Genomic DNA, 14,361 nt, shown 5'->3' with positions numbered 1-14,361 from the left:
TTAAGTTCCGTTTGTTTCTCTTGCCATTCATGTTTTATCTAATGTATGATGGTAGGCCCTGTACAGTTTATTCGAAGCAGGGAGCTCTTTAACAATTCGGTGAAAAAGTAAAGGCGCCAATTTTAGGTATTCTAATGTCGTTATTGACGTAGCAACCGTGAAATCATTCAGGGTTGCATAGTCAAGTGAATAAGCGCGTATGGTGGATGCCTTGGCAGTAAGAGGCGATGAAGGACGTAGTAGCCTGCAATAAGCTTCGGGAAGCTGGCAAACAAGCAATGATCCGGAGATTTCCGAATGGGGAAACCCAACCTTTAATTAAGGTTATTATGTACTGAATTCATAGGCACATAAGGCGAACCTGGGGAACTGAAACATCTAAGTACCCAGAGGAAAAGAAATCAACCGAGATTCCGTCAGTAGTGGCGAGCGAAAGCGGAACAGCCCAGTTACTAAATCATTATTGGCTTTAGCAGAATGTTCTGGAAAGTTCAGCTATAGTGGGTGATAGCCCCGTATGTAAAAGGGCTAATAATGTGGGTAACGATGAGTAGGTCGGGACACGTGAAATCTTGACTGAATATGGGGGGACCATCCTCCAAGGCTAAATACTCCTTACTGACCGATAGCGAACTAGTACCGTGAGGGAAAGGTGAAAAGAACCCCGGCAAGGGGAGTGAAATAGAACCTGAAACCGTATGCGTACAAGCAGTCAAAGCATTTCTTTGGAAGTGTGATGGCGTACCTTTTGTATAATGGGTCAGCGACTTACTTGTTGTAGCAAGCTTAACCGTATAGGGGAGGCGTAGGGAAACCGAGTCTGAAATGGGCGTTTAGTTGCAACAAGTAGACCCGAAACCGGGCGATCTATCTATGGCCAGGGTGAAGGTCAGGTAACACTGACTGGAGGCCCGAACCCACTACTGTTGAAAAAGTAGGGGATGAGTTGTGGATAGGAGTGAAAGGCTAATCAAGCTCGGAGATAGCTGGTTCTCCTCGAAAGCTATTTAGGTAGCACCTCGTGTATGACTCTTGGGGGTAGAGCACTGTTTCGGTTAGGGAGCCATCCCGGCCTACCAAACCGAAGCAAACTCCGAATACCAAGAAGTTTTAGCACGGGAGACACACTGCGGGTGATAAGGTCCGTGGTGAAAAGGGAAACAGCCCAGACCGCCAGCTAAGGTCCCAAAATCACAGTTAAGTGGAAAACGATGTGGGAAGTCTCAGACAGTCAGGAGGTTGGCTTAGAAGCAGCCATCCTTTAAAGAAAGCGTAATAGCTCACTGATCGAGTCGTCCTGCGCGAAAGATTTAACGGGGCTTAAACTATGTACCGAAGCTGCGGAGCTCTTTTTAGAGCTGGTAGAGGAGCGTTCTGTAAGCCTGCGAAGGTAAATCGAGAGGTTTGCTGGAGGTATCAGAAGTGCGAATGCTGACATGAGTAACGATAATGTGGGTGAAAAACCTACACGCCGAAAGTCCAAGGTTTCCTGCGCAACGTTAATCGGCGCAGGGTGAGTCGGTCCCTAAGGCGAAGTAGAAATGCGTAGTCGATGGGAAACAGGTTAATATTCCTGTACTTTACAATACTGCGATGGGAGGACGGAGAAGGCTAGGTCAGCCACTCGATGGTTGTAGTGGTTTAAGTGCGTAGGAAGAGTTCTTTGGCAAATCCGGGAGCTCAATTCTGAGATATGATGACGAAGCATGACTCGTTTATGCGAAGTGACTAATGCCACGCTTCCAGGAAAAGTCTCTAAGCTTCAGGTATTGTAGAACCGTACCCCAAACCGACACAGGTGGACAGGTAGAGAATACTAAGGCGTTTGAGAGAACTTGGGTGAAGGAACTAGGCAAAATGACACCGTAACTTCGGGAGAAGGTGTGCCCTTAGTAAGTGAAAGTCCTCGCGATTAGAGCTGAAGAGGGTTGCAGATACCAGGTGGCTGCGACTGTTTACTAAAAACACAGCACTCTGCAAACTCGTAAGAGGACGTATAGGGTGTGACGCCTGCCCGGTGCCGGAAGGTTAAATGATGGGGTTAGCCCTCTCGGGCGAAGCTCCGGATTGAAGCCCCGGTAAACGGCGGCCGTAACTATAACGGTCCTAAGGTAGGATTGCTGCCTTAGTAAAATCTGGCTATATGCTGGAAACTCCGAGCATCCTGCAGTACTCGCTTTGCATAAAATTTTTTAATTTTTATGCAAAGCAGTGAAAATCTGACAGGTGCGGACAATCAGCAGGAAAGACTGGTAAAAATTGGATTAGACAGTTAGTTTTGTAGATGGCGAAGGATACTTTTTGATCGACTTTTGTTAAACAGCAAAGTAGAAAAACTCAGAAAGGTTACAAAACTGGCTATCAAGTGTTTCATGAATTCGCTGTTACTCAAAGTGGAAAAAGCCTTGCCAGTTTACAGGAACTTCATGAGCTCTTTAAAGTTGGGCAAATCAAATAAATATTTAAAGATATGACAATTATAAAGACCACTTGTATCGATATCTCGTAAGACGGCGGAAAGATTTATTAGAAATAATCATTCCGTTTTTTTTGACGATATTCATTGTAGACTTCATTTGATTAAGATTAAGATTGCTGAAATTACTCAAACAATGAATTGTCAACAATCGCGAGCCGAATTTATCAGAATCCTCAGAGACTATATGCCGGATATTCGATAAACTTCGCGATAAACTTCGCGATAAACTTCGCGATAAACTTCGAATGAAGATATAGTCCCGACTACATGGCGACATGTAGGAAAAGTAAAATTACTTTTCGACCTATTCAAATTACAAATTAATTGAATAAGTTAAGATTTCAAGCGAAATTCCTTGTCGGGTAAGTTCCGACCTGCACGAATGGCGTAACGATGGCCACGCTGTCTCCACCCAAGGCTCAGTGAAATTGAAATCGCTGTGAAGATGCAGCGTACCCGCGGCTAGACGGAAAGACCCCGTGAACCTTTACTACAGCTTTACATTGAACTTTGAATATGCCTGTGTAGGATAGGTGGGAGGCTTTGAAGCTGAAGCGCTAGCTCCAGTGGAGCCATCCTTGAAATACCACCCTTGGTGTGTTTGACGTTCTAACCTTGACCCGTTATCCGGGTTGGGGACAGTGTATGGTGGGTAGTTTGACTGGGGCGGTCTCCTCCAAAAAAGTAACGGAGGAGTACAAAGGTACCCTCAGCACGGTCGGAAATCGTGCATTGTGTGCAAAGGCGTAAGGGTGCTTGACTGCGAGACTGACAAGTCGAGCAGGTACGAAAGTAGGTCTTAGTGATCCGGTGGTCCTTTATGGAAGGGCCATCGCTCAACGGATAAAAGGTACTCCGGGGATAACAGGCTGATACCACCCAAGAGTTCATATCGACGGTGGTGTTTGGCACCTCGATGTCGGCTCATCACATCCTGGGGCTGTAGCCGGTCCCAAGGGTATGGCTGTTCGCCATTTAAAGTGGTACGTGAGCTGGGTTTAGAACGTCGTGAGACAGTTCGGTCCCTATCTGCCGTGGGCGTTGGAGATTTGAGAGGAGCTGCTCCTAGTACGAGAGGACCGGAGTGGACGTACCTCTGGTGTTCCGGTTGTCACGCCAGTGGCACTGCCGGGTAGCTAAGTACGGACAGGATAACCGCTGAAAGCATCTAAGCGGGAAGCCCCCCTCAAGATGAGATCTCCCGGACCCTAGAGGTCCCTAAAGATTCGTTGAAGACTACAACGTTGATAGGCAGGATGTGGAAGCTCAGTAATGAGTGAAGCTAACCTGTACTAATTAATCGTGCGACTTGACTATGTACCCTAAATGGTTTCATAAGCCCTTTTACTAAATTTCACCGGTTTCCTGGTGGCTATAGCGAGCGGGTCCCACCTGATCCCATTCCGAACTCAGAAGTGAAAACGCTCAGCGCCGATGATAGTATGGTTATTTCCATGCGAAAGTAGGTCACCGCCAGGTTTTTATTGAAAAAACCCTACTGTTTTTTTAAACGGTAGGGTTTTTTTGTTCTTAAACTCATTTTTTTAGTAACTTAATATAACTTAATATTTAGTAACGGAAAAGTCGTGATTTTAGCGATGGTGCACGATGAAGGTCTTTTGAAAATGCACATATCAGTTTCCCCCCCTATACTCTCTCTAATTATAACTATAATAACTTACGCAAAATAGCATGCTAATCATTATTTCGGTGGGACGAAGATTGATTAAGACTATTTAGCTTAACAAATACTCTCTCGACAATTAATTTACATCCAGACCAGCTTGTGCTACTATTATTCCTGAAATTGTGACTAAACTAACGGCCCGTTATCATAACCACACTATTTATACTACCTTGTTTTAATAAGATTACCGATGATCTTTTATTTTCGGCATTTAAAGATAAAGAAAAACCATGATGATCTTTTATTTTCGGCATTTAAAGATAAAGAAAAACCATTTTGAGCTACTAATTCCCACTAAAAACTGTCCATCTGTTTGATCTCCAAAGCGCTTTAAGGCTAGCTAGCTACTTACTAGCATTCAGTAATATTAACCACAACAGCTAACCCACCCTTTGAGGTTTCTTTGTAAATAGAATTCATATTCCGGCCAATTTCGCGCATAGTAGCAATTACCATATCTAAGGATATTTTATGTTCGCCATCCTCAGAAAGGGCTAATTGAGCCGCATTCACTGCTTTAACGGCACCCATCGCATTACGTTCGATGCAGGGAATTTGCACCAGCCCTCCAACAGGATCGCAGGTTAAGCCGAGATTGTGTTCCATTGCCATTTCAGCAGCATTTTCTACTTGGGCCACGGTGCCGCCTAGAGAAGCTGCTAATCCGGCTGCAGCCATAGAACATGCAACGCCTACTTCTCCCTGACAACCCATTTCAGCGCCCGAAATGGAAGCATTTTTTTTATAGAGCATGCCTATAGCACCAGCTGTTAATAAAAAATCAATAACACCTTTTTCAGTAGCCCCTTTACAAAAATATTTATAATAACTTAAAACTGCTGGAATAATTCCCGCCGCCCCATTCGTAGGCGCTGTCACGACACGGCCTCCCGCTGCATTTTCTTCATTAACAGCCATTGCGTAGACATTCAACCAATTCATGGTTTGAGGATGTTGAGCCGTCGGTGGACCCAGAATCAATAGCTTGCGATAAAGCGAAGGGGCACGTCGTCGTACCCGTAAAGGACCTGCCAGAAAACCATCGGATTGACAACCTTTATTAATACAATTTTCCATAATCGTGGCGATATGCAATAAATTTTCTTTAATAATTTTTTCATTTCGGCCCATTTTCTCATTGGCTAACATGATATCAGCGATGGAGAGATTGTCCCTTTGGCAGTAAGCCATAAGTTCAGCAGCGGAATTAAAAGGGTATGGAGTGTTCAGTGGAAGACTGTTAGAAACTTCTTGATCTTTATTTTCGTCCTTAACAATAAAGCCCCCACCAATGGAAAAATACAAAGATTTTTTAATCAAGGTTTTATTAGCGTCATAAACTGCAAACTCAAGACCATTTGAATGGAAATCAAAAACTTTCTGATAATTAAAAATAAGGTCGCTTTCTGCAGAAAAATTAATCGTATGTTGCTTTAATAAGCTTAATTTGCTTTTATCACGAATTTGTTTCATTTGATCATCGATGCTATCTGGATCAATAGTTTCAGGTTGTTCACCCATCAGTCCTAGAGTAACGGCTTTATCCGTACCATGGCCTTTTCCGGTAAAAGCCAAAGATCCGTAGAGGGTAATTGTTATTCGGTCAATATGAGTTAATTTGTGCTGGAGAGCCTGGATGAAATCATGAGCTGCTCTCATAGGGCCCACGGTATGTGAACTGGAAGGCCCCACACCGATGGAAAATAATTCAAAAACGCTAATCATAGTTATAAAATGAATTGTTAAATTTTTCTCCTACTTTAACACAAGTCATAGGGACTTTGGTAAGAAAATAGCAATCCTTCCTTAACAGGGGACAGTGAATTTTTGTATAGATGAATGTTAGATGAATGTTAGATGAATGTTAGATGAGTCACAAAAACCAGAAAGGACCAATTAAACTTTTGTTTAACTGCCGTGTGATGGCGGTTTTTTTCTCAGTTTTTCTTCTACATTGCCCTTCGTTTTGCTAACTGGCACTCTCCAGGCTTGGTATACCACTGCGGGAGTGAGTTTGATGCTTATTGGGAGTTTCAGTCTTTTTATTATAGTATGCCTATCTTATCAAGTTTCTACGGGCGCCGTTCATGGACCAGTATACCCCTCTTAATTTATTTATGGCATAGGCGAGGGTGGATTTTGATTACCCAAATTGGATTAGCAATAACGCTGACTTTGTTGGCATTTATAGATCCTGCTCGACATCCTTGGGGAATATTTTGGTTAGCGGCTGGGATTGCATTTATCTCCGCTTCACAAGATATTGGGATTGTATAAGTACAGGGTGAACATTTTACGAGCCAAAGAACAAGGATTGGGGACTGCTATTACTACAGTAGGTGAGAACCCGGACTAGCTATGTTAGAAGGAGGCGGCTTGGCCTTAATTTTAGCAGCAGATTATGATTGGCACCTAACTTATATTTGCATGGCTTTGTTAATGCTTGCGCAGATTATCCCGACATTAACACTTCCACCTCTAAAAAACCGGCTCCGGCGGCAGAAAAATTTTAAAGCATTATAATTGCACCTTTTAAAGAATTACTAACCCGTAAATATATTGGAATGATTTTACTTCTGGTTTTGATTTATAAGTTTGGCGACGCACTAGCTTTATCCTTAAATACAACCTTTTTAATGCGTGGGGTAGGATTTACTTTATTAGAATTTAGGCTATACGTACAAATTAGTCAGTGTTATTGCTTCACTCTTAGGCGGATTTGCTGGTGAATTTGTCATACCTCGGCTGGGACTTTGATCGCTTTTCTAAAGACGATATATAGAATTATTTCTCTCCTTAAGGAAAGGGAAAGAACAGAATTAGACAATTATGCAACTTGGGCAGATGTCTTTGATGAAAAGATTGCAGACTATCAGGTTCAATTTCGGTTTGGCGAAAATACGTTCCCCATCATCGCAGAAGATAAAATAACATTTTATGAGGTTCATAATTAAAAACAGAGGAATTTTTAACGACCGTTACTACAAAAATGGAAAAAATAGAAAAATATTTCTCATTTGATAAAGGCAGAGCAAGCCATATATCAGGCATTACACAACGTTTGGGTTCTCAAAAGAAAAACTAAGCATCTTCTTATTAAATTATATCCAAAATTGTTTAAATCGCGAAGAGATAGCAAAACAAGAGCTTAGAAATTTTTGGACTCAGTAAAACCAGTTAAGCTTCAAAACGCCACACACTCTGCTCTGAAACCTAAAGGAACTAATAAAAAGAAAGAAGGAGAAGAAAAAAAAACAAGAAGAAAAAAAATAAGAAGTAGCGAGAGAGAGGCAACCACAATACCTGGAGATACGACTGATTCACCGGTCCATGTTTCTCCTCTTCTTGTAAAATTTCTACTCGTATTTAATGAATTGCAACGTTATACCATCAGCGAACAGCTTGAGAGTCTCAGCAATCAGTCTGAGACCTATACCGTGGCTTTAGAGTCAGTGCTTTCGGAACTGGAACAAAACAAAAATGATAAAACAATATCGTATGAAGAAAAAGAAGGAAGGGAAACTGTCTTATCGCATTAGGTGCTTAATTTGTTATTCTTTAGCCAAGGTCTGGTCTGGCATCAGAATTATCTTCATGATAGGCAAGTTAAAGATTTAACTACAGCAATTTATTTTTGGAAAAAATTCATTTTCTTCGCTAATCAAATTGTTCGCTCTGATATTGATTTGGGTGTGACTATCGATAAATATTTTTTTCTATTAGAACAAGTAGACAGTCTAGTCTAGTAGATAAGCTCGATGAATACTCAGAAATCCAAGATAGAATTAGTGCTAGTTTCGAGACAGCGCAGGGTCTGTTGGAGGAAATTAAGACAATTATAGAGAACTTTCGTTTTACACATCGACATCTTTCTCTCTGGGGAGACGTACAATTCACTAATTCAACGATAAGTTCTGTGCAAACAGCGATTCAAAACGCGAGGAATTCAGATCTTTTTCATAAGCTAGCCAACACTTCAATACGAGGAGCAATACCGAATTCAAATTAAGCCCAGCGCCACAATCAATATTTATTTTTAGGGTGTTCCCCCCCCGCGTGTGCTTATAAAATCTGTTCCATCATCCCGTACGCAGGTCATCTACAGATGTTGAGAAAATAAATTTCTAAATCCCTAATATTAAAAAGTGATAAGGCACTAGTCTAATTTTGTTCGATGCTATATAGGATATCTACGTCGTTGCCTAAAGAGCTCGCTTCTGTTTGGATGGCCCAATTTTCACTGATGAGATAGCGAAACTGTACGATATTGATTGGTGTGGTTATTCCACGACTGTATCGAACATAAAGACGTGGCGATAAATACCGCCCCACTACAAAGGAGCTTTGAGTAGGGCTCTTGGTGGGAGTCCCCAGCGCAGTTGCCGTAGTTTGGGATTCGATGCCTAATTCTGTTAGCCCCAAGCCTTGAGTAATTTGATCAACAATTCCACCTACTGAAGTTTTTCCTCCGCCGATGTTTAATGTATCAATAGCATCTACTAAAAAACTCACATTATCGGGCGTATTGGCATTCGCTGGGTGCCCGAAAATTAAATAAGATAAAATATCTGCTTGAGTAAGATCAGGATCTGAAGCATATAAGCTGACTTCCGGATGGTGTAAAGTTCCATTAATATCAAGACCTATGGTCACCACTCCTCCAAGCCCAAGGCCTGGCCCCGGCTGGGCAACGATAGGAGAGGTTCTTAATACGCGTACGGCGCGAACGCCTAAAATAGGATTAGTGACTAGGCTTTGAATAAAACTAATCGAAGAGTGGGGGGTGACATCCAAGGTCCGCCCATGGGTAGTGAACGTTCCGTCGATAATAGTAATTCGACCATTGGCAATTAGGGGCTGAGGCGCTGTTTTCAGGAGCGTAAATTCACCCCCCAACCGACCTTTTGTCCCCAAGGAATCAATAACGACTTGATCACCTAGCACGACTTGGATATCTATGTTATTGATTCGCCATAGGGATTCCTTTTCAGCTTCAGGACCCACAAAAACCGCATCACCCGTTAAAATGACGGAGCGACTAAATGTAGTGGGTTTAAGAATAGCGCGAGGAATCATGAGCGTACCAGTTATGTCGACATCTCGTCCCGCAATATCGATTCTTAAATCAGGTGAACCGTAAATTATATATTGATGAGTATTTACAATTAAAAGATTTTCATCACGCAAACTAAACGTTGTTGGGTAACCCGGTATATTTAATTGTGTTTGACCCACGATTTGGACTGGCTGATTTTGGGAGTAACCTTCTAAATGGTAATAAATAGTTGACCAGGTTGCTTCTATAGAAGCTTGAACCTTAGTAAGACTCACTCTCAATCCTGGAAAATTGATACTTCCCTGTCGCAATTCTACCGTACCATAGATAGCTGGTTGTGTAGATGACCCGCTAATATCTAGGTTAGCGATTAATTGCCCATGAGGTTGAATGGTGTCTGGGAGAATAGCGCTAATGAGACCTAGATCATTGGAGTTTATAGTTAATTTTCCGCGAATAAAAGAAATGGGTTTTGTGCCCCATTGACCTTGCAAGCACATATGATTTTGCCCGGAGTGCAAACAAATTGGAGCGAGGATAGTTTGGTTTTGGCTAATGGTGATTTTTACCGGCTGATCGGCGTTCCAATCGCCGAATTTTTGTGACTGAATGTTAAATTGATGAAAAATCCTAGTCCAAACCTTATTTTGTATATTGCCTGCTCCTACTAGAGTAATAACAAATTTTCCAGAAGATCTATCGTCAATCAACATTTTTGCCTCGACATAGTGCGCGTGTTGTTGTCCCCTAGCATTAACTTCTAATTGCGATAGTTGTAGAGTAGGAGTTTGAATTTGTTGTGCGTGGAGTTGGAGAGCGAAGGCTTGATTAAAAAGAGAATCGATGTGCCAATGGCCTTCCAGTTTATTGATTTTAATACTCGGAAAAGCAATATTATGACCGATCATATCGCCCATAATGATAGGTGATTTAGAAGGGCCAGTGATTGTGCCATGGCCTTGTAAAGTTCCACGAGCTGTCGCAAATAAATTCGAAAAATCTTCCACATTTGTAATCCAATTCAAATCCCATTTCTGTTGGTGTTGGCCGGTAATATGTATGTAAGCTTTTTGAGATTGCAACATTCCTGTCATAGTAAAATTAGGTATAACATCCGTTTTATTTTCATAATACCCTTCTGTTCTAAGTTGAAGAGTTAATTGGTGAGGCCATTTATTAAGTATTCTCTGTAGATCTAAATGAGCAATATCAACGTCCATTTTCCAGCGGAAAGTAGGCTCAAATTGAATTTTCACGAAAGCATTGAGTTGCCCATTTAATGTATGCGCTTCGTGTGTTTGAGCTTCGATCCATTCTTGAGTGCCTTTGCTCGTAATGAGCCAATCAATATCACGATTTTTTGCTCGGAGCGCAATACGATAATTATCGCAGGTCCCAGAAGAAATTAGGTGAATATTTACCGGAAAAGGTTCAATCATTTGACCATCTATCGTAGCAATTAATGAATTGTTGAGAGCCACGTTATGGAGCAAAAGGTTTTTGAAATGTATCGGATAAGGTTTTGCATTCCTCTGAATAATCAAATTAGAAAAAGATCCTCTTTGAATATGTACAGCGATTGGAAGTGGTTCTTTTAACAGGTTACGTATTTTTTCATCATCTGGTTGAGGAGACAAGATAATTTTAGTATTTTTTGCTGCCAAATGAGATATAGACACTTGGTCTCTTAACAAATAAAGGGGTTGCCAGTCGATTTCTAATTTATCGATCATAATGTTAAGTCCGTTGTGTCGATAATTAAAATTGGTGAAAGTTAAAGGCCCATGGACAAGACCTGAGGCTTTTGAATAGGTAAATTCACCCGGTATTATTTTTTTTACAATTTTTAATCCTACCCGTAGACCGATAGGTGTTGTGAAAATTAAAGTAAGAACTAAAATTAAAATAGTAAGCCCGATAATAATTCCAGTTATCCATTTCGTTATCATAATGGTGATCCCATGGAAAATTGAATTACCCAGGGCTTTTTAGATTCACTGATTGCGTTGGCAATGGTGAGTTCGAACATGCCAATAGGGGTTAATATTACCAAACCTGAACCAATGTCAACTTTTAATTTATTTTTAGAAATCTGATCGCTTACATTTCCCGCATCAATAAAAGCTGAAAGATAAAGGTTTTTCAAAATTTTTTGTTGAATTTCAAAACTACCAACAACCAAACCTCGTCCAGGGCCAATTGAATTGTAACTATATCCCCGTAAGCTTTGAGCTCCGCCTGCGAAAAATTGAAACGAAATCGGTAAATTAACGATATTTTTTATGGCGGTGTAACCTAGTGAACTTCGAATAATAAAGCGAGTTTGATCCCACGCTGTAAAGAGAAAACGGCCATCAATTCGACTTTGCAAAAAACCAGTCTTTGAAAGAAAACCTTTAGCAGCACTGCTAATTGTAGCTATTATACTGTACCCTTTTTTGGGGTTAAGCAAATTATCCGCATGAATGCGTTGCCACAAAATTGAAGGATATAAAACCCTCGCGTTAGTTCGCGGCAGACCTGTTAAATTATAACGTTCTTGTAAAGCTGTTAAATTAATTATTTGTTGCCATCCATTAAGATCGGTTTGATAGCTTGCGGTGAGCCGTCCACTGCGACCTTTTCCAGTATCTTGGTCTTGATTTAAAAAAGCAGCTGTTAATACATATTGATCCTTGGCTGGGTTTCGTCCAGGAATATAATAGTTAGCGACTAAGGCACTATTAACAGAAGAGGCACACAAATAAGCATTAAATCGATGCCCATAAGGATTAATCCAACGGAAATTAGTTCGGATTAGGGCACGCACCCCTGTGTCGGTTCCATACCCTAGTCCAAAGCTATATTGCTTTTTAGGTTCGGTATGGAGATGAATCGCGACAGGAACATATAAGCCTTTCGTCTTTTCAGGTTCTGGGGTGACTACTACTGTGGAAAAGTAATTGCTATTAGTGAGACCTTCTCGAGTCTGTTTGATTTTTTCTTGGCTAAAATAATGACCTTCGAGATATTGCAAAAAGCGATGCATGAAAGCTTCGTTGAAAGGAGTATAGGAAAAATGAGTCACTCCAAAGTGGAATCGGGGGCCCGTATCAAAAATAATAGTTACCGTAGCGCGATAAGTACTTAAATTGATTTGGATTTGACTTTTTACCATTTTTGCTTTAAAAAATCCTCGAGCAGCAGCCACATTAAACAAATCATTTTTCGCTTGCTCGTATTTTTCGGAATCGAAAAAATCCCCCGCTTTTATTCGAAAATTTTCATAGAGTCGTTGAAAATCTTTATCGGAACTACCAGGTCCTATAATCTCCAGTTCCACATGAGTAAAATACATTCGTGGGCCCGAATTTACGATAAAGTGGCTATAAAATAACGAAGAATGGCAACGTTGAATATAAGAGCGGATATACGGCTTAAAATAGCCGTAGGGTTTAATACCTTCTTCGATCTCTTTAGGAATATCTCGGTAAAATTTCATAATGGCGGCAGTCGTAAATTGGTCTTTAATTGCTGCTTGTTTTTCGATCAATTGTTTAAAAACATTCTCTAATGGGGTTAAGGGCAAACCTAAAATTTGAACTTCGAGGGTGTTAACAAGAGGTGGAGGAAGTATTGCCCAAGCAAATCTTGAAAGGCTGCAACAAAACAAACTGATGATAATCAGATAGTTCTTCATCAGCTCGATTATACAGGAATCTCTAAAAAATTGACGAAGAATAAGGAACTGCGATAATAGAACCCACTTACAATTAACCTCTAAGTTTCTCGCTTTCCGCGAGATTGAATCATAAATATAGAACATAATGAATAGTAATTTTAAGCAATCAGAATTAACTCTTTATTTGCAATTTACGCGCGAAGAATGGTGCAATTTTCGCCGAGATACGCCACTTACCTTGACCGAAGATGATCTTGACAAACTGCATGGTCATACAGAGATCGTTTCGTTGAAAGAAATTGAAGAAATTTATTTGCCTCTTTCTCGATTATTGAGTTTCTACGTTACTGCAAGACGGGCATTACACCGCGCGACGGGGCAATTTTTAGGTAAGCCGGAACCTAGAGTCCCTTACATTATCGGAGTTGCCGGAAGTGTGGCTGTGGGCAAAAGTACGACTTCTCGGGTATTAAAAGCCTTATTATCGCGTTGGCCGGATCATCCTAACGTAGAGATTATTACAACGGACGGTTTTTTATATTCCAACGCCAAATTAGAACACAAAGGGCTTATGGGACGAAAAGGATTTCCGGAAAGCTACGATATGCCCCATTTATTACGAATTCTCAACGCAATTAAATCGGGAAAACGCAAAGTACCAATTCCTATTTATTCTCACCATTATTACGACGTCATTCTTAATGAATATGAAATTATTGATCAACCAGACATTGTTATTCTAGAGGGACTGAATATTTTACAGACTTTTACAAAAAAGACTGACCATTCTTCTAAATTATTTGTTTCTGATTTTTTTGATTTTTCCTTATTTGTAGATGCTGAATTTGAAATTATTAAAAAATGGTATGTTGATCGGGTTTTGAGTTTTTGGCGCGGATCTTTCAGGGTACCCGATTCCTATTTTCATTATTTAATTTCTCTTTCTGAATCAGAAGTTATTCAATTTGCTAAAAAAATATGGCGCGAAATTAATGAAGTAAATTTGCTTAAAAATATATTACCTTTTAAGAATCGTGCTCAATTAATTTTAGAGAAGTCCGCCGATCACTCGGTTCAAAGAGTATATTTAAGAAAAATTTAGGCTGAATATGGCCAAACATCGATTATTTAAAAATTTTGAAACAGTTACAATAATTTCACTGCAAGGCTCTATTCAAGCTACTTTTGTTCCCAAGCGAGGGGGCGAAGCTTGTTTGATTCAAATGACGATTAATCAGGAGTCCCGAGAGCTTCTTTATTACCCGATTTTTTTGGAAGCATGAAATTGGAGATTTACCGAGAGGCTGGCCTTTTTGTTTTCCGGTTTGCGCTCGTCTTAAATGGCAGGGGAAAGAAGGTATCTATTTATTTTATGGTACGCTTTATCAACTAAAAATTCACGGTTTTGCTTGGTATCTTCCCCGGGAGGTTAAGGAAGAAGGTGAGGATTATCTTATCTTGGTATTGAAAGATACTGC

Annotated in this window: 7 protein-coding genes and 2 rRNA genes; 6 read left to right on the top strand and 3 right to left on the bottom strand. The window is 40.6% G+C overall.

What is annotated here, in order from left to right; all coding sequences use genetic code 11:
• Positions 1-179 precede the first annotated feature (179 nt).
• Positions 180-3,796, top strand: a 23S ribosomal RNA gene (locus CleRt_RS07120).
• Positions 3,797-3,843: 47 nt separating this feature from the next.
• Positions 3,844-3,958, top strand: a 5S ribosomal RNA gene (rrf, locus tag CleRt_RS07115).
• 559 nt (positions 3,959-4,517) lie between these two features.
• On the opposite strand, the gene CleRt_RS07110 is transcribed toward rrf, so the two are convergent.
• Positions 4,518-5,891 (bottom strand): L-serine ammonia-lyase, encoded by a 1,374-nt coding sequence (locus tag CleRt_RS07110; RefSeq protein WP_048875605.1) that lies wholly within the window; start codon positions 5,889-5,891, stop codon positions 4,518-4,520.
• A 414-nt stretch (positions 5,892-6,305) separates the two neighbouring features.
• Here CleRt_RS07110 and CleRt_RS12515 point away from each other — a divergent pair, with 414 nt between their 5' ends.
• From CleRt_RS12515 to CleRt_RS07095, 3 genes are all read left to right on the top strand, one after another.
• Positions 6,306-6,443, top strand: a complete 138-nt coding sequence (locus CleRt_RS12515) for a hypothetical protein (RefSeq protein WP_235378999.1) — start codon at positions 6,306-6,308, stop codon at positions 6,441-6,443.
• Positions 6,444-6,524: 81 nt separating this feature from the next.
• Complete coding sequence (locus CleRt_RS12510; protein WP_235378997.1) at positions 6,525-6,689, top strand: hypothetical protein; 165 nt, start codon at positions 6,525-6,527, stop codon at positions 6,687-6,689.
• Positions 6,690-7,324: 635 nt separating this feature from the next.
• Entirely contained in the window at positions 7,325-7,705 is a 381-nt protein-coding gene (locus CleRt_RS07095) for a hypothetical protein (protein WP_048875603.1), read from the top strand.
• 622 nt (positions 7,706-8,327) lie between these two features.
• Here CleRt_RS07095 and CleRt_RS07085 read toward each other — a convergent pair.
• Positions 8,328-11,171 carry a translocation/assembly module TamB domain-containing protein gene (locus CleRt_RS07085; protein ID WP_235378996.1) on the bottom strand — a complete coding sequence of 948 codons (2,844 nt, stop codon included), beginning with the start codon at positions 11,169-11,171 and terminating at the stop codon, positions 8,328-8,330.
• On the bottom strand, positions 11,168-12,901 hold the full coding sequence (locus tag CleRt_RS07080; RefSeq protein WP_048875601.1) for an autotransporter assembly complex protein TamA: 1,734 nt from the start codon (positions 12,899-12,901) through the stop codon (positions 11,168-11,170). The genes CleRt_RS07085 and CleRt_RS07080 overlap by 4 nt, the downstream gene beginning before the upstream one ends.
• Before the next feature lie 127 nt (positions 12,902-13,028).
• On the opposite strand from CleRt_RS07080, the gene coaA reads away from it, so the two are divergent.
• Positions 13,029-13,985, top strand: a complete 957-nt coding sequence (coaA, locus tag CleRt_RS07075; protein WP_048875600.1) for a type I pantothenate kinase — start codon at positions 13,029-13,031, stop codon at positions 13,983-13,985.
• Positions 13,986-14,361: the final 376 nt, after the last annotated feature.

This window comes from Candidatus Coxiella mudrowiae (assembly GCA_001077715.1).
GTDB lineage: Bacteria > Pseudomonadota > Gammaproteobacteria > Coxiellales > Coxiellaceae > Coxiella > Coxiella mudrowiae.
This window is presented reverse-complemented; position numbering and strand designations above follow the sequence as displayed.

Bases quoted from the DNA above. Each gene is read 5' to 3' on its own strand.
- CleRt_RS07110 (WP_048875605.1), bottom strand. From the start codon at position 5,891: ATGATTAGCGTTTTTGAATTATTTTCCATCGGTGTGGGGCCTTCCAGT.
- CleRt_RS12510 (WP_235378997.1), top strand. From the start codon at position 6,525: ATGTTAGAAGGAGGCGGCTTGGCCTTAATTTTAGCAGCAGATTATGAT.
- CleRt_RS07085 (WP_235378996.1), bottom strand. From the start codon at position 11,171: ATGATAACGAAATGGATAACTGGAATTATTATCGGGCTTACTATTTTA.
- CleRt_RS07080 (WP_048875601.1), bottom strand. From the start codon at position 12,901: ATGAAGAACTATCTGATTATCATCAGTTTGTTTTGTTGCAGCCTTTCA.
- coaA (WP_048875600.1), top strand. From the start codon at position 13,029: ATGAATAGTAATTTTAAGCAATCAGAATTAACTCTTTATTTGCAATTT.